The sequence below is a fragment of the Synechococcus sp. MIT S9503 genome (genome assembly GCF_047304175.1).
GTDB lineage: Bacteria > Cyanobacteriota > Cyanobacteriia > PCC-6307 > Cyanobiaceae > Synechococcus_C.
The window spans coordinates 1166218-1186547 of sequence record NZ_CP138955.1; the positions used below are offsets into that span (position 1 = coordinate 1166218).

17 protein-coding genes are annotated in these 20330 nt (G+C 61.6%); 9 read left to right on the forward strand and 8 right to left on the reverse strand.

All coding sequences use genetic code 11. From position 1 onward, the window contains the following. Positions 1 to 28: 28 nt before the first annotated feature. The 5 genes from SIB56_RS06690 to SIB56_RS06710 all read left to right on the forward strand — a co-directional run bounded on the left by SIB56_RS06690 (position 29) and on the right by SIB56_RS06710 (position 7324). Positions 29 to 1105: a glucokinase gene (locus tag SIB56_RS06690; RefSeq protein ID WP_413326669.1), complete on the forward strand. Its 1077-nt coding sequence runs from the start codon at positions 29 to 31 to the stop codon at positions 1103 to 1105. Between the two features lie 14 nt (positions 1106 to 1119). Next, positions 1120 to 2067 carry a homoserine kinase gene (gene thrB, locus SIB56_RS06695; RefSeq protein ID WP_413327183.1) on the forward strand — a complete coding sequence of 316 codons (948 nt, stop codon included), beginning with the start codon at positions 1120 to 1122 and terminating at the stop codon, positions 2065 to 2067. Positions 2068 to 2139: 72 nt separating this feature from the next. After that, complete coding sequence (locus SIB56_RS06700) at positions 2140 to 3711, forward strand: NAD(P)H-quinone oxidoreductase subunit 4 (protein WP_413326671.1); 1572 nt, start codon at positions 2140 to 2142, stop codon at positions 3709 to 3711. A 6-nt stretch (positions 3712 to 3717) separates the two neighbouring features. Next, on the forward strand, positions 3718 to 5835 hold the full coding sequence (locus tag SIB56_RS06705) for a M3 family metallopeptidase (RefSeq protein WP_413326673.1): 2118 nt from the start codon (positions 3718 to 3720) through the stop codon (positions 5833 to 5835). A gap of 19 nt (positions 5836 to 5854) precedes the next feature. Then, positions 5855 to 7324 carry an ArgR family transcriptional regulator gene (locus SIB56_RS06710; RefSeq protein ID WP_413326675.1) on the forward strand — a complete coding sequence of 490 codons (1470 nt, stop codon included), beginning with the start codon at positions 5855 to 5857 and terminating at the stop codon, positions 7322 to 7324. Here the strand turns inward: SIB56_RS06710 and SIB56_RS06715 are convergent. The 8 genes from SIB56_RS06715 to SIB56_RS06750 form a co-directional block, all read right to left on the reverse strand. After that, entirely contained in the window at positions 7296 to 8423 is a 1128-nt protein-coding gene (locus tag SIB56_RS06715) for an alpha/beta hydrolase (protein ID WP_413326677.1), read from the reverse strand. The two genes, SIB56_RS06710 and SIB56_RS06715, sit on opposite strands and share 29 nt — an antisense overlap. Then, positions 8420 to 8971 (reverse strand): hypothetical protein, encoded by a 552-nt coding sequence (locus SIB56_RS06720; protein ID WP_413326679.1) that lies wholly within the window; start codon positions 8969 to 8971, stop codon positions 8420 to 8422. The genes SIB56_RS06715 and SIB56_RS06720 overlap by 4 nt, the downstream gene beginning before the upstream one ends. 5 nt (positions 8972 to 8976) lie before the next feature. Next, positions 8977 to 9672, reverse strand: a complete 696-nt coding sequence (locus SIB56_RS06725; RefSeq protein ID WP_413326681.1) for a DUF6629 family protein — start codon at positions 9670 to 9672, stop codon at positions 8977 to 8979. 70 nt (positions 9673 to 9742) lie between these two features. Continuing rightward, a complete protein-coding gene (locus tag SIB56_RS06730; protein WP_413326683.1) occupies positions 9743 to 10357 on the reverse strand; it encodes an esterase/lipase family protein in 615 nt (204 codons plus the stop codon). 1 nt (position 10358) lies between these two features. Continuing rightward, the gene (locus SIB56_RS06735) at positions 10359 to 10742 is read right to left on the reverse strand and encodes a dihydroneopterin aldolase (RefSeq protein WP_413326685.1); all 384 of its coding nucleotides are present in this window, start codon (positions 10740 to 10742) and stop codon (positions 10359 to 10361) included. Next, positions 10742 to 12046 (reverse strand): glutamate-5-semialdehyde dehydrogenase, encoded by a 1305-nt coding sequence (locus tag SIB56_RS06740; protein WP_413327185.1) that lies wholly within the window; start codon positions 12044 to 12046, stop codon positions 10742 to 10744. Before SIB56_RS06740 ends, SIB56_RS06735 begins: the two co-directional genes overlap by 1 nt. A gap of 25 nt (positions 12047 to 12071) precedes the next feature. Continuing rightward, positions 12072 to 12986: an ROK family protein gene (locus tag SIB56_RS06745; protein ID WP_413326687.1), complete on the reverse strand. Its 915-nt coding sequence runs from the start codon at positions 12984 to 12986 to the stop codon at positions 12072 to 12074. Then, positions 12986 to 17419, reverse strand: a complete 4434-nt coding sequence (locus tag SIB56_RS06750) for a translocation/assembly module TamB domain-containing protein (protein WP_413326689.1) — start codon at positions 17417 to 17419, stop codon at positions 12986 to 12988. The genes SIB56_RS06745 and SIB56_RS06750 overlap by 1 nt, the downstream gene beginning before the upstream one ends. A gap of 64 nt (positions 17420 to 17483) precedes the next feature. Between SIB56_RS06750 and SIB56_RS06755 the strand changes: the two genes are divergently transcribed. The 4 genes from SIB56_RS06755 to SIB56_RS06770 all read left to right on the forward strand — a co-directional run bounded on the left by SIB56_RS06755 (position 17484) and on the right by SIB56_RS06770 (position 20326). Beyond that, positions 17484 to 17927 (forward strand): Ycf51 family protein, encoded by a 444-nt coding sequence (locus SIB56_RS06755; RefSeq protein ID WP_413327187.1) that lies wholly within the window; start codon positions 17484 to 17486, stop codon positions 17925 to 17927. After that, a complete protein-coding gene (locus SIB56_RS06760; protein WP_413326691.1) occupies positions 17924 to 18328 on the forward strand; it encodes a DUF4332 domain-containing protein in 405 nt (134 codons plus the stop codon). The genes SIB56_RS06755 and SIB56_RS06760 overlap by 4 nt, the downstream gene beginning before the upstream one ends. Positions 18329 to 18393: 65 nt before the next feature. Next, a complete protein-coding gene (locus SIB56_RS06765) occupies positions 18394 to 18681 on the forward strand; it encodes a hypothetical protein (RefSeq protein WP_413326693.1) in 288 nt (95 codons plus the stop codon). Continuing rightward, a complete protein-coding gene (locus SIB56_RS06770) occupies positions 18671 to 20326 on the forward strand; it encodes a CocE/NonD family hydrolase (RefSeq protein WP_413326695.1) in 1656 nt (551 codons plus the stop codon). Before SIB56_RS06765 ends, SIB56_RS06770 begins: the two co-directional genes overlap by 11 nt. Positions 20327 to 20330: the final 4 nt, after the last annotated feature.

The following is a 20330-nucleotide window of genomic DNA, read 5'->3' on the forward strand; positions in this document are numbered from 1 at the left end:
CTGAAGACAGCGGTGCTGATCGTCAGCGATGGCCACCAAGACTTACCTGGCAGGGGATCTTGGCGGCACGAAAACGCTTCTTTGCATCTACGAGGAGATTGACGGGCATCTGAAACAGGCCCACGCCAATCGCTACAGATCAGCGGATTGGCAGAACCTTGAGTCCATGCTCAGGCACTTTCTGGATCAGACGCCTGACAATCTACCAACACCAGTCAGCGGCTGTATTGCCGTCGCCGGGCCAGTGCATCAGGGCCGTGCAAAGCTCACAAATCTGCCCTGGCAGATGACTGAGCAGTCGCTGTCCGAGGTGACGGGGGTGCAACAGCTCGAGCTGGTCAACGACTTCGCTGTTTTGATTCACGGGCTGGCGCACTTCAGTGATCAACAGCAGTTGGTGCTGCAGCTGGGTCGTGATCGCTCAACCCCCGCAGCTGCAGGGGCCGACAACGGGCCCGTCGCAATCCTGGGAGCAGGAACCGGTCTCGGCATGGCGCGCGGCCTTCCGACGGCCGGCGGATGGCTTGCCATCCCCAGCGAGGGTGGTCACCGGGAATTCGCACCACGCAGCGATGCGGAGTGGGAACTGGCTCAGTGGCTGAAGCAGGATCTGGGGCTGCAACGGTTATCGATCGAGCGGATCGTGAGTGGCACCGGCCTCGGCCATGTGATGAACTGGCTTCTCAATCGCCAGTTAGACCTTCAGCATTCTCTGCGGGCTTGCGCCCACGCCTGGCGGACCATCGCTGCTGGTCAGCCCGGTTATCAGGATCTGCCAGCGATCACCGGCAAAGCCGCCGCGGCCGGAGATCCGCTGGCGGCTGAGGCCATGGAACTCTGGCTGGGGGCCTATGGATCCGCTGCGGGAGACCTCGCACTGCAGGAACTCTGCATCGGAGGCCTGTGGATCGGGGGCGGCACAGCTCAGAAAAACCTGGATGGTCTGCGCTCCAGCCAGTTTCTGGAGCCGCTGCGTTGCAAAGGACGGTTCCGATCGCTGATTGAGGGAATGACCATCCGCGCGGTGATTGATCCTGAGGCGGGATTGTTTAGTGCCGCCTGCCGTGCGCGTGATCTTGCGAAGCCGGGTGGGACACTGGCTTGAGCAGAACAGCAGGGATGGCGCAGCCGCGCATTGGCCAGACCGTGGTGGTGGATGTGCCAGCCACCACCGCCAACATCGGGCCGGGCTTTGACTGCCTCGGCGCCGCCCTGGATCTGAACAACCGTTTCACGATGCGTCGCATCGAAGGCCATGGAGAGCGTTTTGAACTGATCATTGAGGGGCAGGAGGGGTCTCACCTGCGCGGCGGAGCTGAGAACCTCGTTTACAGAGCGGCCCAGCGTGTCTGGAAAGCCGCAGGTGAGGAACCAGTGGCTCTCGAGGCCAGAGTGCGTCTTGCAGTCCCACCCGCCAGAGGTCTGGGCAGCAGTGCCACAGCGATTGTGGCTGGGCTTGTGGGAGCCAATGCTCTGGTTGGCGAGCCTCTGAGTCGCGAAAAACTGCTGGAACTGGCCATCGACATTGAGGGACACCCCGACAACGTGGTGCCATCTCTGCTGGGGGGCCTTTGCATGACCGCCAAGGCCGCATCCCAGCGCTGGCGTGTGGTGCGCTGCGAATGGATGAACAGCGTCAAGGCGGTGGTGGCCATCCCGGCGATCAGGCTGAGCACAAGTGAGGCTCGGCGAGCGATGCCGAAAGCTGTTCCCGTGAGCGATGCGGTGGTGAATCTCGGCGCACTCACACTGCTGCTGCAGGGTCTGCGCACCGGTAACGGCGATCTGATTTCCGATGGAATGCACGACCGGCTGCATGAGCCCTATCGCTGGCGCTTGATCAAAGGAGGCCAGGAGGTCAAGGAAGCGGCTCTCGCTGCAGGAGCCTGGGGATGTGCCATCAGCGGAGCGGGCCCAAGCGTTATTGCGCTCTGCTCCGAAGACAACGGCCCCGCCGTCAGCCAGGCGATGTTGAAAGCATGGGAATCCGTGGGTGTCGCAAGCCGGGCACCTCTTCTCAGCCTTCAGACGGCAGGCAGTCACTGGCAGCCCAAGGATTCAGGCTGAGCTCGAAGCTGGGTAGAACTACTCAGGAGAGGCCCCGGAGCTGATAAGTTCGATCACAATTCCGGACGTGCCATGGACGCCAACCTGCCGCCGTCGGCTGCGTCCGACGCAGGCTTCCCCTGGCTCACATTGATCGTGCTGCTGCCGGCAGCTGCAGCGCTGCTCATGCCTCTTCTGCCTGGAGAGGATGAGAACCCCTCACCGATTCCACGCAATCTCACGCTGGCAGTTCTTCTGGCTGATCTCGGCCTGATGATCGCTGTTTTCAGCCGTCATTACGACCCGCTGGACAGCCAGCTTCAGCTGGTGGAAAGGGTCAGCTGGGTGCCTGCAATCGGCCTGGAATGGTCCCTCGGAGCCGACGGATTGTCAGCACCACTGGTGGTGCTCAGCGGCCTGGTCACGCTGCTCACCGTGGCCGCCAGCTGGAACATCACGCGTAAATCAAGGCTGTATTTCGCCCTGCTTCTGGTCCAGGCCTCCGCGCAGGGACTGGTGTTTCTCTCCCAGGACTTCCTGCTGTTCTTCCTGGCCTGGGAGCTGGAACTGGTGCCGGTGTATCTGCTGATCGCCATCTGGGGTGGTCAGAACCGTCAGTACGCGGCCACCAAGTTCATTCTCTATACGGCGCTGGCATCGCTGTTGATCCTGATCAGCGGCCTGGCCATCGCCAATTCCGGAGACAGCTTCACCCTCAACATGACCGAGATGGCGCAGCGCTCGCCGGGTGGAAGCTTCGGCCTGCTCTGCTATCTGGGATTCCTGGTGGGGTTCGGCGTGAAACTGCCGATCTTTCCGCTGCATACATGGCTGCCAGATGCCCACGGTGAAGCGAACGCACCTGTCTCGATGCTGCTGGCCGGTGTTCTGCTCAAGATGGGCGGCTACGCGCTGCTGCGTTTCAACGTGCAGATGCTGCCCGAGGCCCATCTGCTGCTTGCCCCGGCCCTGATCATTCTGGGAATCGTCAACATCGTCTACGGCGCGCTCAACGCCTTCGCCCAAGACAATGTGAAGCGCAGGATCGCCTGCAGCTCCGTCAGTCACATGGGCTTCGTGCTCGTCGGCATTGGTGCTGTCGATGCGCTCGGACTCAGCGGAGCGATGCTGCAGATGGTCAGTCACGGGTTGATCGCGGCAGCGATGTTCTTCGTCACCGGCTGCTTCTATGAACGCACCAAGACTCTCTCGATTCCCAACATGGGAGGCCTGGCCAAGGCTCTTCCGATCACGTTCGCCTTTTTCCTCGCCAGCTCCCTAGCCTCACTTGCCCTACCGGGCATGAGCGGCTTCATCAGCGAGATCACAGTGTTCCTCGGCATCACCAGTCAGGAGAGCTTCACCACCTTCTTCAGGGTCACCTCCATCGTTCTGGCGGCGATCGGGCTTGTCCTCACTCCCATCTACCTGCTGTCCATGTGCCGGAGAGTGTTCTTCGGCCCACGAATCCCGGCACTCGCCTTCGTGAAGGACATGCGTCCTAGGGAACTGGTGATCGGACTCACACTGCTGGTCCCCACGCTGGTGATCGGCATCTGGCCCCGGATCGCCATGGATCTCTATGAAGCATCCACCGATGCACTTGCATCCGATCTGGCCAGCCACACCGTTGTTGCCGCCCGTGCCCTTCTCCCCACCGGCTGACCCCGAATGAGCACCCCGGAACTGCTGCGCTGTGAGGGACTGCCTCGCTTCGATGCCATTGACGCCGAGCAGGTCAACAGCGAGATCCCCACCCTGCTGACCTCGCTGAACGAGCAGCTGGAGACTTTGGAAACATCCCTCCGCCAGCGACTGTCCGAAGCCTCTCCCCTGAGCTGGGAGGAGCTGATGCCCAATCTGCATCGACTCGGCGAACGCCTGCGCTGGAGCTGGGGCGTGGTCAGTCACCTCACAGGTGTTCGCAACGCCCCCGAGCTGCGAGAAGCGCATGCGAAACAACAACCCGAAGTGGTGCGCTTCAGCAACCGCCTCGGTCAGAGCCAGGTTCTGCATGAAGCCCTCAGCAGGCTGAAGTCATCCCCTGCTCAACCACTCGACAGCACTCAGACGCGCATCCTCGATGCTGAGCTTCTCTCGATGCAGCATCGCGGTGTCGCCCTCAGAGGTGAGGAGCAGGCGGATTTCAACCGCACGAGTGAACGGTTGGCCGCTCTTTCCACCGGATTCAGCAACCACGTGCTCGACGCCACCCAGAACTGGAGCCTGGTGATCCATGAGCGTGCACGGCTGAAGGGCGTTCCCGAGCGAGCCCTTGAGATCCTTGCCTCCGCGGCCAAGGAGGCCGGTGATCAGGCCGCTGACGGTTCCGAGCCGAATGCAGCCGATGGGCCCTGGCGTCTTGGCCTTGACATGCCCCGCTACATCCCGGTGATCACCCATGCGGAGGATCGGTCACTGCGTGAAAGCCTCTACAAAGCCCAGGTCAGCCGTGCCAGCAGTGGCGATCTTGACAATGGGCCGCTGATCGAGGAGATCCTGCAGCTGCGGCGTGAACAGGCGGCCAGGCTCGGTTATGCGAACTGGGCGGAGCTCAGCCTCGCTTCCAAGATGGCGGAGGATGTATCCGCGGTTGAATCGCTGCTTGAGGAACTGAGAGCTTCAGCAATGCCTGTCGCTCAACAGGAGCTTCAGGAACTGCGCGAATACGCCTCCAATCACGGTGCATCGGAAGACGGCGCAATCGCTCCCTGGGATGTGAGCCACTGGGCTGAGCAGCTGAGACGTGAACGTTTCGATCTCGACCAGGAAGCCCTGCGGCCCTGGTTCCCCCTGCCTCAGGTTCTCGAGGGGCTGTTCGGCCTCTGCGAACGACTGTTCAGCATCCGCATTGAGGCAGCAGACGGCGAAGCACCCATCTGGCAGGAGGATGTGCGCTTCTTCAGGGTGATGGACTGCAGCGGCGACGAGCTCGCGGCCTTCTATCTTGACCCTTTCAGCCGGCCCGCCAGCAAACGCGGCGGCGCCTGGATGGATGAGTGTCTGAGCCGCAAACGCAATGCGAACGGCGAGCTCACCCTGCCTGTGGCTTACCTCATCTGCAACCAGACCCCCCCGGCCGGCGACACCCCCAGCCTGATGAGCTTTGAGGAGGTGGAGACACTGTTTCATGAATTCGGTCATGGCCTTCAGCACATGCTCACCACCGTTGAGCACCCTGAAGCGGCTGGGATCAACAACGTGGAATGGGACGCGGTGGAGCTTCCCAGCCAGTTCATGGAGAACTGGTGTCTGGATCGAAGCACCCTGATGGGCATGGCCCGCCACTGGCAGACCGGGGAACCGCTGCCGGAGGAGGACTATCAGAAGCTGTGCAGCAGCCGTACCTTCATGCAGGGGAACGGAACGCTGCGGCAGGTTCATTTCGCACTCACCGACCTGCGTCTCCACAGTCAGTGGACACCGGAGCTGAAGATCAGTCCGGATGCATTCCGACGCCGCATCGCGGAAACCACCAGCGTGCTGCAGCCCGTGGAGGAGGATCGCTTCCTCTGCGCTTTCGGTCACATCTTTGCCGGCGGTTACGCCGCTGGCTATTACTCCTACAAATGGGCGGAAGTGCTCAGCGCCGATGCTTTCGCCGCCTTTGAAGAAGTGGGCCTGGAGAAAGACGATGATGTGGCCGCCACCGGCGAACGTTTCCGCAACACAGTGCTCAGCCTTGGCGGCAGCCTGCGGCCTGCCGAGGTGTATCGCCGCTTTCGCGGCAGGGACGCCACCAGCGCCGCACTCATCCGCCACTCCGGACTGGCGGCATCGGCCTCCTGAGCAGCCTGGAGCCTGAGCCATGGCTGAAGATCAGCTCAGGCTCAGTCCCGCCTGGGGTGCATCCCCTCAGGATGGCACCGAACTGGCTCCTCTGATCTCGCTCGATGCAGCGCTCGAGCAGAGCTGCCTACGGCGGGGAATCAGTCGTGATGCGTTCCTCCGGGAACTGCTCAGTGATCTTCACCATCAACGCCTGATTCCCCTGCTGCTGATGCTGCCGCGGCATTGGCGACAGCAGCACGCAAGCCTGCCCGAGCATCTGCGCAGGCTGGGAAGCCTGCTAGAAAACAACCTGGTCAGCCCGTTGCTGCTGGCAACCCTGGCGGATGACCTGCAGCACATGCTGCCCGCACTCTCTGAAACCTCGGGGCTCATGGCCCTCGAGCGCTGGTGCAGCAGGGAGATCTGCCTGAGCGGTGGACTGACACAGGACTTGCCGCAGACCCTTGAGGCGCTGTGGTCGATGGCGGCAGACACACAGGAACAAGCTCCTGAAGCGCTGAAAAAGTCTCCAGGCGCACTGGCGAAGATCAGCGCCATAAGCGGTGTTCTGAGCTGGAGCAACCAGGGACTCCCCAACCTGCAGGCCGAGCCTGAGCGGCAGCGCAACCGGGTGATGGCACAGATTCTCAATGCGCTGGGAAGCAACCGACTGAACAGCACAGGCAGTGCATCAGAACCTTTCAGATTCGAGGCAGCGAACAGCGGCAGGCAGCTTCTGGAGCATCTGAGCGAACTGGGCTGGCAGTGCCGCGCCCGCATCCGCACGAGTGTGGCCAGCTTTGGACTCGGTGCCAGCACCAGCATCGGTGATCAGTTGCTACAGGTTCCGCTGGCGGTCCCCTATCGAACCGGTCTTCTCAATGCAGACGGCGAGGAGATCCATGCGCTGATGCCCCATTGCTCCCTGGAGATGGAGCTGCAGCCTCCGGAAAACTCATCGCTTCTGTTGCAGTACTACCAGGGGGTGGAGGGTCTGAACGGCTGGGCAGCCCTCAATGAGCTGCAGAGGCCCTGGCAGAACGATCGAAGCAACGGGACAGTGAATTATCCAGCGAACGACATCAGCGGCGAACAGCTGGGGGAGACCCTCGATCTGTGTGAGCTGATGGGAGCCGTGCACAACAGTGAGGCCCAGTTCAGCCATCTGCATATGGGCGGATACGGAGCGCTGGGGTTCTGCATCGACTCCACAGCCCTCTTGGAGCAGGCCATCACCGGAAAGACCCATCTGTTCCCGCTGACGCTCGGAGATCTGTGGCGTCAGCGACTGCAGCGCCAGCTGCAACAGCTGCTGTCAACGGGTCTCCAGGTCACCGACAACAGCGTGAACCGCTACCGACAGAGCCTGGAGCAACTTCCACAGGATCTATTCCACAACGGCCAGTCACGCAGCGAAGCGCAACGGAGGCTGACGGCAAGCCAGCCGAAACACAGCCCGTTCACTCTGGTGCGGGCTCTCAACGGGGAGTTCTCAGCGGAGGGCTGAGCTCTGAACGCTCCAGCTCTCTGCAGATGGCTTGCACCACGGCGCCGCGAAATGCTGTGGAGAACGGCCCGGATGCACCGTTGTGATTCATCCCCTCGATCGTGTAGCGCTGCAGGGAGTGATGGCGTTGCCAGCGGTTCCAGTTGGAGAGGGGCAACAGGGACAGGCGGCCTGGATAGGCGATTCGTCCCAGAGCAGCCACGGGATCCTTGCTGCCCACCACCATCGCCACGTCATTGACGGACTCCAGCTCGCCATTGCCGCTGAACACGCCACAGATCGTGATCACCTGCACTCTCACCCGACAGAGCTGCTGCAGGATTTCAGCCGTTCCGATCGCCATCTCGCCACCACCGCTGTAACCGACCAGAACAATCCGGGATGCCTGATGAGGCCTGAATCCGATCGCATCGAGACGTCGGGCGATCTTCAACGCCAGCTCATAGTTCATCACCGGCCCGTAACGGCGGTCCGATGAGATACCGACCTTGATGATGTTGTTCGCCTGCACGCAGAAGGCACAGATGAAACGCACCAGTCGATTGGGGTGATGCTCCTGAAGAGCGAACAGTCGCTGCCAGAACCAGCCGGCAAAGGTGGTCGAACGCAGGCCGGTGTTGGTGATCGTGTAGGCCTCGATCCCCTTCACCAGCATGGTGTCGTCGGCAATCGACTCCTGAAGGCAGCCGAGGAAGTCGCTCACCCGAGGAGGATGGCTTTCCTCACTCTGATGAATGCCATCGAGGTAGACGACATAGTGCTGATGGCGATCGGAAGTCTCGCTGCCTGGGGCGAACAGACGACTGGGATCCGGAAGGCCGTTCATCCAGCCTTCCCAGAAAACGAAATCCACCATCACCGAATAAACGCCGACCAGGGCCACCACCACCACCAGCACCGAACCGAACCAGATCATCAGCTCCAGCAGTGACTGTGGCTGCAGAAGCGAAGCCGCATCCCGGCGAACGGCCGTCAGGCCAAGGGAACCGAGCATGGCTACGCAGACCAGCACCACAACCATCCAGCGACGCACTGTCCTGAGTCGCCGACGTTGATGCTGAACCGCAGCTGCAGTCTCTGATGACGGAGAGCTTGTCATGGCGACGTCAACACGGACACCTCCTGGGCAAGCATCTCGTAACTGGTGCGCCAGCGCTGCGCGAACAGCAGACCCACCAGCAAGAGTGCGAGCACAAAGCCGGGAAGCGCCACCACCAGGCTCGTTTCCAGCGGGATGTCATAGACGGCCTGCAACAGCAACATCACATTGAGATGAATCCAGGACAGCAGAGTCAGCGCGATCAGATCGCTCACATAAGGTGCCGCCGCCAGCACATAGAACAAACCCGGCCACATGGCGGCACCCATGTGATTGGCGAAGGTGATCGGTTGCAGAGGAACACCCTCCAGCAGCATCAGCATCAGGCTGTGGCAGAGGATCCCGACCATGAAGGCCAGGCTCAGAACCAGCGCATCCACGATCATGTGCAGGAAAATCTGCTTTGGCGTGAGCCGGTTGGCGAGCAAAGCGAACAGATGCGAAGCCGACATCGACATGCCAACACCGAACATCAGACCGACACCCGTGTCCATGGCCAGCAGCAGCTGACCCATGGACTCAAGCGATGCCAGCAGCTGGTCAGCCATCGACTTCAGGCCTGACGCAGATGCGGGCGGTTGACGATCCAGATCACCATGATCGAAAGAACGGCGCAGTAGAAGCACCAGACCGAGTTGAAGGTTGCGCTGTAGGTCGCCCAGGTGAGGAAGATCGAAACGAAGATGAGCACGCCGAACAATTTCACGGCTTTGTCTCTGAGGGCGATCAACGGCAGAACGATGAAAGCCCAGTAGGTCAACTCACCGATCGGTTCAGTGTTCACAAAGTTGTGAAGGATGCTGTGCAGATTGGAGATGTCGTAGAGCAGACGACCATTGCTGTGCACCGCTGGCTGCAGAGCAGGCGGGTTGAAAAGCATGGGTGTGTAGAAGGCCACGCCAAGCACCGTGGCCACGATCGCAACCCATTTGAGCCGTCGCTGCAGACCGGTGGAATCGGTGCTTCGGCTGATCGACCAGGCACTCCATGGGATCCAGATCATCCAGAAGCAGTAGGCGAAGAAGAGAAAGCCGAGTCCGGCAAGCGTGGCGAGAGGTTCGATGTTTCCACCATCAATCGCAGTCCACTCGAGGCCTTCAATGAACTGCTGCACGCCGAAGAAGAAAGGCACCAGCGCCAGAGGCTTGTAATCGGGTCTTTCATGCCGTGTGGCGAGATGATGTGAGTAGAGACCGAGGGGAACGAGCACGGCCGACGCCGTGAAACTTGCAGAGGCCGAAAAACACATGCGCGGCACTACATGAAAGACATCCAAAGTGTGCCCTCAGGTACAGAACATGTCAGCGACAGAGCACCGCTCAGTCGCCCAGAAGCGTTCCCAGAAGAACATCGAGGGCGCGGCGATCTGAGATCAGCTGCTGGTGAGTGAACACGGGAAGACTGCTCACGCGGCCCAGAGGCAGATGGGCCTGCCAGCCTGGGACAACCATCAGATCCCAGCGGCAGTAGTAACTGACGCAGTCCAGTTGTTCAAGGGCCTGCAGATCAGCATTCAGCGAACGGAGAAGGGGACTGCCCCGTTTCATGTCGGCGAGCCCAGCGAAAAGCCATGGGGGGATCCACTGCGCCGTGATCGTTCCCCGTTGCGGACTGCCGACACTGACAAAGCGATGGGTGCGCCGAGCACCACCGAACTGCTGCAGCCAGACACGAGCGATGATGCCGCCCATCGAAAAACCAAGCAGATCCACCTTCAGGTCATCACCCCAGTGCCCGCGGATGTGATCATCGAGCTGTTGGGCCAGAGCCCTCAGGGGAACAGCTCCCAGACGGTGCGGAAGATGGGGAACCAGCAGAGGAACATCATGCGCATCCAGGCGACGGACCAGTCGCCGAAAAAGGTGAGGCGTGTCCCAGAGCCCATGGACAAGAACGAGCGGACGCCTGGTGGATGAAGGCTCCGTGGAGGACATATCAGAACGGTTTACGGCGCCAGCGCTCAAGACTCACCGTACCCATGAACCCATGAATGGGAGGATCACATTTACGCAGCCACAGATGCATCGGCAAGGAACCGTACAGGCCTTCAAGTTCCGCGAACATGCACTCGCTGAAATGCTCCAGCGTCTGACAACAGATCTCTGCTGCCAGACGCTGGAGAGCCTGAACCGCCAGGCTGTAATCGGCGGTTGCCTCCAGGGAGTCAGCGGCAGCGGCGGCACTGAAGTCAAGATGCAGCTCGAGATCGACACGGAACCACTGACCATGTTCACGCTCACGATCGAGAACCCCCACGTGCGCCCACAGGCGCAGATCCTCGATCCTGATGATGTCGAGCGGCTGCGAGGAGCTGGTCATCACGCCAGCTCCACATGCGTGAAGCAACGTGCGCCTGAGGCGTAATCGGCAGCAATATGTCCATCGCCACGCAATCGGTAGCGATAGGTCACCAGACCCTCAAGTCCCACGGGGCCACGAGGAGGCAGCGTCTGGGTGCTGATGCCGACCTCCGCACCGAAGCCGTAGCGGAATCCATCGGCGAAGCGGGTGGAGCAGTTGTGATACACACCCGCGCTGTCGACCGAACGCAGGAATCGCTCGGCAGTGGAGGCGTTACGGGTGGCGATCGCCTCGGTATGGCGTGAGCCGTAACGACGGATGTGGTCAAGAGCCGTATCGAGATCATCCACCACTCGAACGGAAAGGGTCAGCGCAAGATATTCCGTGCTCCAGTCAGCGGCGGCGGCAGCCTCGCTGATCCCGTGTGCACAGGCAGCGTGATCACCCAGAAGTCTGACTCCCTCGGCCTGGAATGCAGGGATGGCCTTGTCGAGAAAGGCGCCGGCGATGTCGGCATGAATCAGCAGTGTCTCAATGGCATTGCAGGCAGCTGGATACTGCACCTTGCTGTCCAGAGCAATGGTCACGGCCTGATCTGGATCCGCCTCGGCATCCACGTACAGATGACAGACCCCGTCCGCATGACCGAGAACGGGAATCCGTGTGTTGTCCTGAATGAAGCGCACCAGTTCGTTGCTGCCTCTGGGAATGATCAGATCGACCAGACCCTCCAGCTTCAGGAGAGCGAGGCTGTCTTCCCGGGTGGTGAGCAGAGCGAGGGACTTGGGAGACACCGACGATCCCGCCAGTCCTTCCTGCAGTGCTGCCATGACGGCCTTGTTGGTGCATTCCGCTTCACGGCCGCCTTTGAGAATCGCGCCGTTTCCGGATCGGATCGCCAGCGAGGCGATCTGAATCACCGCATCCGGACGAGCCTCGAAGATCACGCCGACAACCCCGAGAGGAACACTGACGCGTTCCAGCACAAGACCGTGGTCCAGCTCGCGGTGCAGCTGCCTCTGGCCGAGAGGATCTGCCAGCTCCGCCAGCTGCCTCAGACCGGAGATCGCACCTTCGAGCTTGGCATCATCCAGCTTGAGACGGGCCATGAGAGCAGGGGCCAGGCCACCCTGTTCGGCTTTCTCACGATCGGTCAGGTTGGCGGCAACGATTGCACCGGAATGAGCCCGCAGCGACTCCGCCATGGCCAGCAGTGCAACCCGACGCTGATCGTCGCTGGTCAGACCGAGATCCGTGGCGGCCCTGCGCAGGCCCGTCGCCAAAGACAGCAGCTCCGGGGAGGGGTCTGGAACGGCCTGCACGGGAAACTCGACAAAACGGATTCCATCATCCCGCCTGGCGCGACGGCGAAGACAGCAAACGCTCAATCGCCAGACGTGCGGCGCCCAGTCGGCCTGCACCATTGCCGAGGGCACACGCCTTGATCTGCAGGCCCTCTCGACTCACCGCCTGGACACGGGTGCTGACTTCGCGACGCACGGCCGGGAGAAAATGTTCACTGGCTCCGGCAAGCCCACCCCCCACCAGAACAAGCTGGGGGGTGAACATGTAGACGAGCGAGCAGATGCCTGTGCCAAGAAGCTGGCCGTAGTGCTCCCAGTGAGCCTGTGCCTGGCAGTCTCCTGCGGATGCGGCCATGGCCAGCGAAGACGGCTCAGCACCACTGAGCCGCTTCAGTCCGGTGATGCTGGCGAACTGCTCAAGCGACCCTCTGTTTCCGCTGTTGCAGTCAGGACCATCGGGAAACAGCGTGATCAGGCCGGGTTCCGCCGCCGCTCCGTTGTGACCGGTGAACAGCCGACCCCCCAGCATCACCCCTCCACCCACGCCGGTTCCGAGCGTGAGCAGCACCACATCGCTGCAGCCCACTGCTGCCCCCTTCCAGGCCTCGCCCACGAGGGCACAGTTGCCGTCATTGGCGAGGGTGACCCTGCGCTTGAGGCGTGGTTCCAGCCACGCGGCCAGTGGAACCTCCTCCCAGCCGGGCAGGTTGATGCAGACGCGCGCTACCCGCGCATCGGCATCCATGGGACCCGGCAAACCAATTCCCACCACCGCAGCCTTGCCATCGGGGTCAAGGAGACTGATGGCCTCGGCAATCTCCACGCACACCGAGCCTGGAGTGGCGGGCTGTGGAGTTGGACGCTGATGCTCCGCCAGCAGCTCCCCATCGATGCTGAACAGACCCAGCTTGATCGCGGTTCCCCCGAGATCCACCCCCAGAACGCACGACTCAGGCATCAGAAACGCATAAACAGCTGAAGCTGGCTCTGCCAGGTGCCCTGGCTGTCGACCGAACCAGACAGGCTGAAATTCGGGTTGATCTGATAAGACACGGTTCCCTGCGCGGGGATGTCGTTGCGGTTTGGAGCGGCCAGCACAGAAAAGTCGAAGCGCTCAGTGATCGAAACGCCTACATCAGTCACCAGGGCGAGCTGGGGAGGAACCTGTCCTGAAACACGCTCCTGTTCATTCTGAACAACCGGTGAGACATAGGTGGGATAGAGAGCGAACTGAAGTCTCTGATTGAAGACATCGGTCAACGTGCCCAGAACCGGAGACAGAAGTGACTGGCCCAGTACGGCTGCCAGCGCTGTGCCGGCACCGGCACCGGAGAGTCCGGCCAGGGAGTTGCCTCCGATCAGCGCCAGCAACTGCGGCTCGGGGAGGGCGGGCGTGCTGCGCAACCGGATGTTCTGGGCCAGTCGATCGGCCGGTCCACTGGCAGAGAGCATCACTTTGATAAGCCGTAGCTGACCTCCGGCACCGAGATTGCCCAGACCATTTGAATCAAACACCGAGCTCCTGAAGGCTTCGTTGTCGCTGCTGACGGTCACGTTGTCGGAGACCCGAGTGACCATCGCGACATCCACATAGGGGATCAGCCCGAGTGATGGAGTGAACACCGCAACATTCGCGGCTTTGCGATCAAGGTTGAAGGTCGTTGTGAACATGGAGACCCGACCCGACAGCAACTGAACAACCCCCCGCAGTTCGAGGCTGGGATCCAGCGCTCCATTGACAGTGAGAAGACCCGCTGTGGTGAAGTTGTAGAAAGGAAGCCTTTCAACCCTCAGCTTCGGACCAAGTGTCAGGCGCAGGTCGCGGAAACCGATGAAGGGAAGCTTGGGCAGGGACGACTTGATCGAGCGGCTGGTCGCCGCCTCCATGTCCGCTCCGCTGAGAATCAGTGGCTCCCTGAAATCCCACTGCTCTTCAATCAGTTCATCAACGGAATCAACAGTGGTTGCGACTGTCTTCTGGGGAGCGGCCATTGAGAAAGGCTTCTGAGATCCCTTGTTTTTCAACCCGGAAACCTGAGAGCGGTTCGGCCTGATCGCTCCGTTGCTGAGCTCCAGCATTCCACCGATATCGGGTTTCACCAGTGCTCCGGTGATCATCAGGTCAGCTCCCACCTCCACATCGGCATTGGGCAGCTTCAGACGAGCCTTCTCGATCTGCAGGCGCAGGGGTTTGGGCTCGGGGGAGGGGCGCAGAAGAGCAAGAGCACCACTGCCCTGCAACTGACCGCTCGTCCCGAAACGGCCTTCGAGCGTCTGCACCTCGAGGCGATCGAAATCGAAGAGGATCGAGCCGTTCACCCGGGCCAGGCTCTGCCCCTGTGCATTGAACGCGGCGTTCTTGATCACGATGTAGCCGTTGGCCTCCGGTGCAAGCAGGGTGCCGCCGAGCAACAGGCGCAGATCAACCTCACCCTTGTCCCAGGTGACGTTGTCGTTGGCCAAGCCGGTCAGGAACTTGAGGCCATCTCCGAGGCTCAGAACCCTGACATCAAGGGGCTGGTCAGGAGCCAGTGGGATCCGACCGGTGACAGTCACAGGTTCGCGTGAGGAGTCGGAAACGAGAGCCAGGTCGAGCTTCAGATCCTGATCACTGAGAAGCACCTGGCCGCGTTGCAGTGCAATCGGATTGGAACCGACCATTGCATCCTCAAGCACGAGCTCGCTGCTGATCTGAGCCCTGGAGCCGTCGAGTCGATAGGTGCCGCTCATGCCGAGAGCTCCCAGCAAAGTCCGCGGCACAGGAGCAAACAGAGCCAGCAGGCTGAAGGGAAGATGCGCAAGAGAGAACGTCCCCTCACCTCCCTGAATCGGACCTTCAATCCGAGCGGTGAAGGGTTTCACCTGCAGGGCGTAATCGGCATCGTCGCCCTCGATCCAGAAATGGCCTTTGGCCTTGAGATCGAGATTGAGACGATTGAACCTGGGACCGCTGAGATCAATCACCGCATCCATCTGCCCGCGCAGGTCCTCAAGACGGAAGGGTTCACGGTCACGGTTCTGCTGACGCGCCTGCAGCAGGGCTCTGCGGGCGTTGCGCAGAGCCTGCAGCTGCCCGTCCAGATTGCCGCCGAAGGTGTTGATCAGCAGCGTGCCCAGATCGGAGGCCGAACCGTGGCGTGCGAGATCAACCTGGTTGAGGCGGGGCAGGCTCAGGGCGCTGTTACTTAGCCAGCGTGCGCTCAGGCCTCTCGCCACAGCCTGGCCCGAGAAGGGACCATCAAGACGACCTTCGGCATCCACGGTGATCTGGCCCGTATCAGGTGGCAGCAGTTCACCGGTCAGCGAGTAGCGACGATCCAAATAGCGGCCGGTGAGCAGGATCTGCTGAAGTTGCAGTCCCATGACTCCAGGGCGACTGAGGCTGAGGTCGGCCGTCATGGCAAGCGGTTGCAGACCCAGAGTGCCGTTGCCGCTCAGTCGTCCGTACACCCCTTCCCAGCGCTTCCTGGGGGGTAGTGCCAGTTCAAGCCCGTCGACGACGAGATTGTCCGCCGTCCATCGATAGTCAGCGGGCGTTCCACGCAACTGCAGTGTGCCGTTGCGGCGTCGCAGCATCACATCGGTTGGAAGCCAATCGGCACCGAGGCTTGCCTCGATCGATCCGGCAATCACCGACTTGAACGAAGCCATCGACAGCACACCGCCACCAGCGGAACGACCCACAAACGTTCCGCGCCAGTCCTCCATCAGGCGCAGTGAACCCGCTCTTGGATGGTTGAGTTCAAGACTCAGATCCGGCCTCAGGGCATCGAGGGGACCCAGCACGCGACCGGATGCCGCGATCGTTCCATCCATCTCCGTTCCCAGAAGAGGCCCAAGTCGGCTGAGTGGGTACGACTCAAGTCGCAGATCAGCCTCCAGCTGACCGGCCGTCAGACGACCCTCACCAAAACTGAGCGGAAGCCGGCCACTTGCGCTGAGGTCCCGACTGCGGAACTGTTCGAGCTGGAGCAGACCTGATTGCGCAGTCCAGCCAGCCCGCAGAGTCCACGACTGCAGCAACGGATTGCTGACCTGCGCCAGGTCAATTGACAGCTCCGGCTGGAGGGATTCACCACTTAACTGCAGCTTTCCTGTGAGGGGGGCTGCTGAGCCCAGCAGCGACGAGACCAGTGGAAGCTGCTTCCAGGCGGGCCCGGCCAGCGACAGCCGCTGGGTCGCCACCTTCAGCTGTGGATGCAGCGCTCCCCTGGCCATCACATCAAGACCGGGCGCTTTGAGGTCCAGGCCATCCAGTGTTGCCGTCCAGGCCTTGGGGTCCTGCCAGTCAGCACTTATCCGGGCTGCCAGCCGAAGCGATCCATCCATCGGGATGGCATCCGGCAATGCCCAGATTCCCTGCAGACTCAGATTCGGTTGACGCCAGTCACCTGAAAGACGAACAGACAGGTTGCGGTCCTGGTCGAGTTCCTTGAGCGCACCCTTGAGATCAAAGGAACGATTGAGACGCAGACTTCCTGCCAGAGAGGCCCTGTATTGACCGTAGGTCCAATCACTCCTTGGAATCCTGAGCACATCACCACGACAGCTGACCCGCAGCTGCGGCGACTCAAGAACGTTTTGCAGTGACTGACCGGTGAATTTGACCTTCTGCAGCGACAGGCCCCCATTGCAGTTGGCACGTCCCTTACGCCACCCCAGACGCAGATTGCCACCGAGCTGCCCCTGGATCTGAAGCGGCAGCTTCAACGGCAGAAGTTCCTGGTAGCGCGACAGCTGGAGCCGTTCCAGCCTTGTGGTGAGCTGGAACTCGGGACGCACCCAGCGGCCCCGTCCCTTGACGGCAATGCGCCCTCTGTCGGGGAGAACAAGCTGCAGAGAGGCATCGACACGGTGTTCATCCAGGCGGATGCCGCTCCAGCCGGATGCCGTCAGGCTGAGTCCGGCTGGAGCTATCCGGATCCTGGCAGGATCGCTGAAGCGCACCCGGAGATCGAGCCTGGGGGGGTCGCCCTGCTTCGGGAAGGAGCCCGGCACCCAGTACGCACCCTGGTCGTTGCGACGCAGATCGAGATGGGCTCCGCTGACGCGCACGCTGAGCACCGGCCGCAACCGCTGCAGACTGACCAGAGGGTCAAAGCCGATGGTGATGCGCTGAATCTCTGCCCTCGACTGATCGCTGGGGCCTGAGCGCACCACAACAGGTCCAAAAGCGATTCCCTGTGGACCAAGGCCTCGATAACCACCGATGCTGACCGGATGTCCCAGGGGTTGGGAGATCTGAGCCTCGATGCCTGGGCGCAGGCGCTGGAACTGCGAATCGAGCCAGCGATCGGCTGCGACCCAGATGGCGGAGCCACCGAGAACGGATCCGGCCAGAACAGACAGAACGATCCTGTTACGCCGCATGCTGGGAGGACCTCCACGCATCGATGCCCGTCAACACGCCGGAGGTCGACGCAATATAAAGACCACATTCCGAGGACACCAGCCCATGCCGCTTGAGGAATTGCTCTCCACCTCCAGCATCTGGCTTGCCAAGGGCGGCGCTGCGCTGTTCGGTCTGACACTGATTGCCTTCATCGCCGGCTGGGGCATCCGGTTCCGACTGGTTGGGGTGAGCAGTTTCACACTGCTGCTGTCGGCGAGCTGCTGGGCCTTCGGTCTCAGCTACACGCCCAGCGTCAAGATTGAGGGAGCATTGCGGGCACCGGTTGTCTTCGACAACGGGGAGGACCTCGTTGTCGCTCAGGCCCAGGCGGATTTTCCTGCTGATGCCATCGAACCAACCCTGCAGCAGCTTGCGGGCAACGTGCGTCCAGGCGGTCGCAACAGCCCGGAGGTGACCGTGCGCCTGCGTCAGCTGCAACCTGTGGGTGAGGGAGCGACCAGACCGGTGATTCTGGGCGAAACCGTGCGCGATTTCCGGGCCGGATGAAACCCGAGGATCCACTGCAGGACCTGCCTCAGAGCATGCGGGATGAAGGGAAGCAGCTGCTGACGTCGGGCATCACGACCTGGGGAGAGCTGCAGGCTCTCGACGAGATGCGGATCAGTCGACTGGCCGCCAGCGGGCGCGCATCAGCCCGCAATCTCAGGCGCCTGAAGGGCATGGCTGATCTTGCCTGCAGCCTGGACCTGGCCCCCCAGGATGCCGCCCTGCTCATGCATGCAGGACTGGCCACCGTGACAGCGATTGCCGGGTCAACACCCCAGGAGCTGGTCACCCGCACTGGACGGCTGGAACGTCAGCTGCGCAGCGGCCGTCCACCAGTGGTGGATCTGGCTCTGGCACGCCGCTGGATCCTGCGAGCCAGGGAGAGGCAAAACACGAACTGACCGTCCGGACCAGCCATGTCCGTCTCACCCGTTTCAAATGAGGTCACATTCGGACGGAGGATCCGATGAGTTCCCTCCAAAACCTCACAATTTCAGCGGTTGCCGCAGTCTCATCACTGCTGGCGACCACTCCAGTCAGCCTTGCTCAATCGTCGCTGCTCGAAAGCGTCAAGCGCAATCCCGGGGAAGCCCAGGCGCTCTGTCAGCAGTTCAAATCCATCAATGCCAGGGGTGAATCAGCACTGTCGAACCGGTCCATTGCGGTGATCGCCGGTCAACGCAACCTCAATACAACCGAGGCGGAGATCGTGGCGACCTACGTGATCGGCCTCAACTGCCCGGATGTTCGCTGATGAGTCACTGATCACCGGAGACGGCATTGAGCTCGTTTCCCGTGTGTGGCGACCCGAAACAGGTGGTCCCTGGCCGGCACTTCTGATGCGACAGCCATACGGGAGTTCCATCGCTTCAACGGTCACGCTGCCTCACCCGGAATGGTGGTGCAGCCATGGTTTCGTTGTGGTTGTGCAGGACGTGCGCGGCCAGGGAGCTTCGGGGGGAGATTTCCGGGGATTTTCACAGGAGGCTCAGGACACGGCCGAGACGTTGACGTGGCTGAGGAGCCTGCCTGATGTCAACGGCAGGATCGGGATGTACGGCTTCTCCTATCAGGGTCTGACCCAGTTGCTGGCTCCAGTCGACTGCCTGCCTCCCGACTGCATGGCACCGGCGATGTGCGGACTGGACGAACGGAACCACTGGAGCTGCGACGGCAACGCCCACTGGTGGCATCTGAGCCTGGGATGGGGACTACAGCTCGCCTGTCTTCAGGCACAGCGTCGCGGCGATCCTGCGGCCTGGGAGGAGATGCGTCGAAGTCTTGAGGACGGCAGCTATCTGCGTGAAGGGTTGTCATTGCTGAAACGCCACGATCCCGAAGGCATGGCCGTGCGCTGGCTGACGCAGTCGGCTGAGCGGAACAGCGACTGGATCCGGCATTCGCCACCGGATCGATGGCTGAGACAACCCATGCTGCTGCTGGGTGGATGGTGGGACCCCCACCTGCGCGGGGTGATCGATCTGGCCGAGCGGTCGCGAGCGGCAGGCGGTCAGCCGGAACTGCATATCGGGCCTGCCACCCATCTGGAGTGGTGGCCGGAGAGCAGCGCGTTGCTTCTGAACTTCTTCCAACGACATCTGCAGCCCCCTCTCAGCGAGATCAGCGTGCACGCGGACAATCCTGATACGGATCACAGCCCTGTCGATTCCAATCCGATCGTTCTGAGGCTCTGGGATCAAATCAGCGAACACTGGTGCGGTGAAGAGGTGCTGAGTCATGCCTCAATCCCTCCTTCAGCCGACCAGCGCTGGCACCTCGACAGTCAGGGGCTTGCCTGCCTGACCCCTGAAGAGGGCCTGATCCGTGATTCAGCACCTGAGCATCCGGGAAAGGTGGTGATCGTGCACGACCCATGGCGCCCTGTACCTGCCGTAGGAGGGCATCTCAGCCCGAATGCCGGGCCATGCGATCGAGGCTCTCTGGATCGACGCAGCGACGTGGCGGCGTTCAGCGGAGATCGCCTGAGCAATGTCCTCAACCTTTGCGGCAGGCCGAAACTGCGGCTGCGTGTCCGCGCCGATCAGCCGGGGTTCGATCTCTGCGTGGCGTTGTCACGACTGCCCGCAGGCACCACAAGGGTTCAGCAGCTGTCTACAGGCGTGTTGCGAGTCCGCGGAGAGGACGCCCTCAGACTTCAGGAGAGAGAGCTGGAACTGCAGGCTCTACAGGCCACACTTCAACCTGATGATCGGCTGCGCCTGTCGATCGCCGGCTCCGCCTGGCCTGCCATTGGCATCAATCCAGGAGACCCCGCCATGGCCTGCGCGGCACCGAGCGCCAATTGCCGGGTGATCAGCATCGAGCTGCACCTGGGCATGGCGCAGTTGTGGATGCTGCCGCTGCTGACGCCCCAGACTCTGGGAACTCCGGCAGACTGACGCG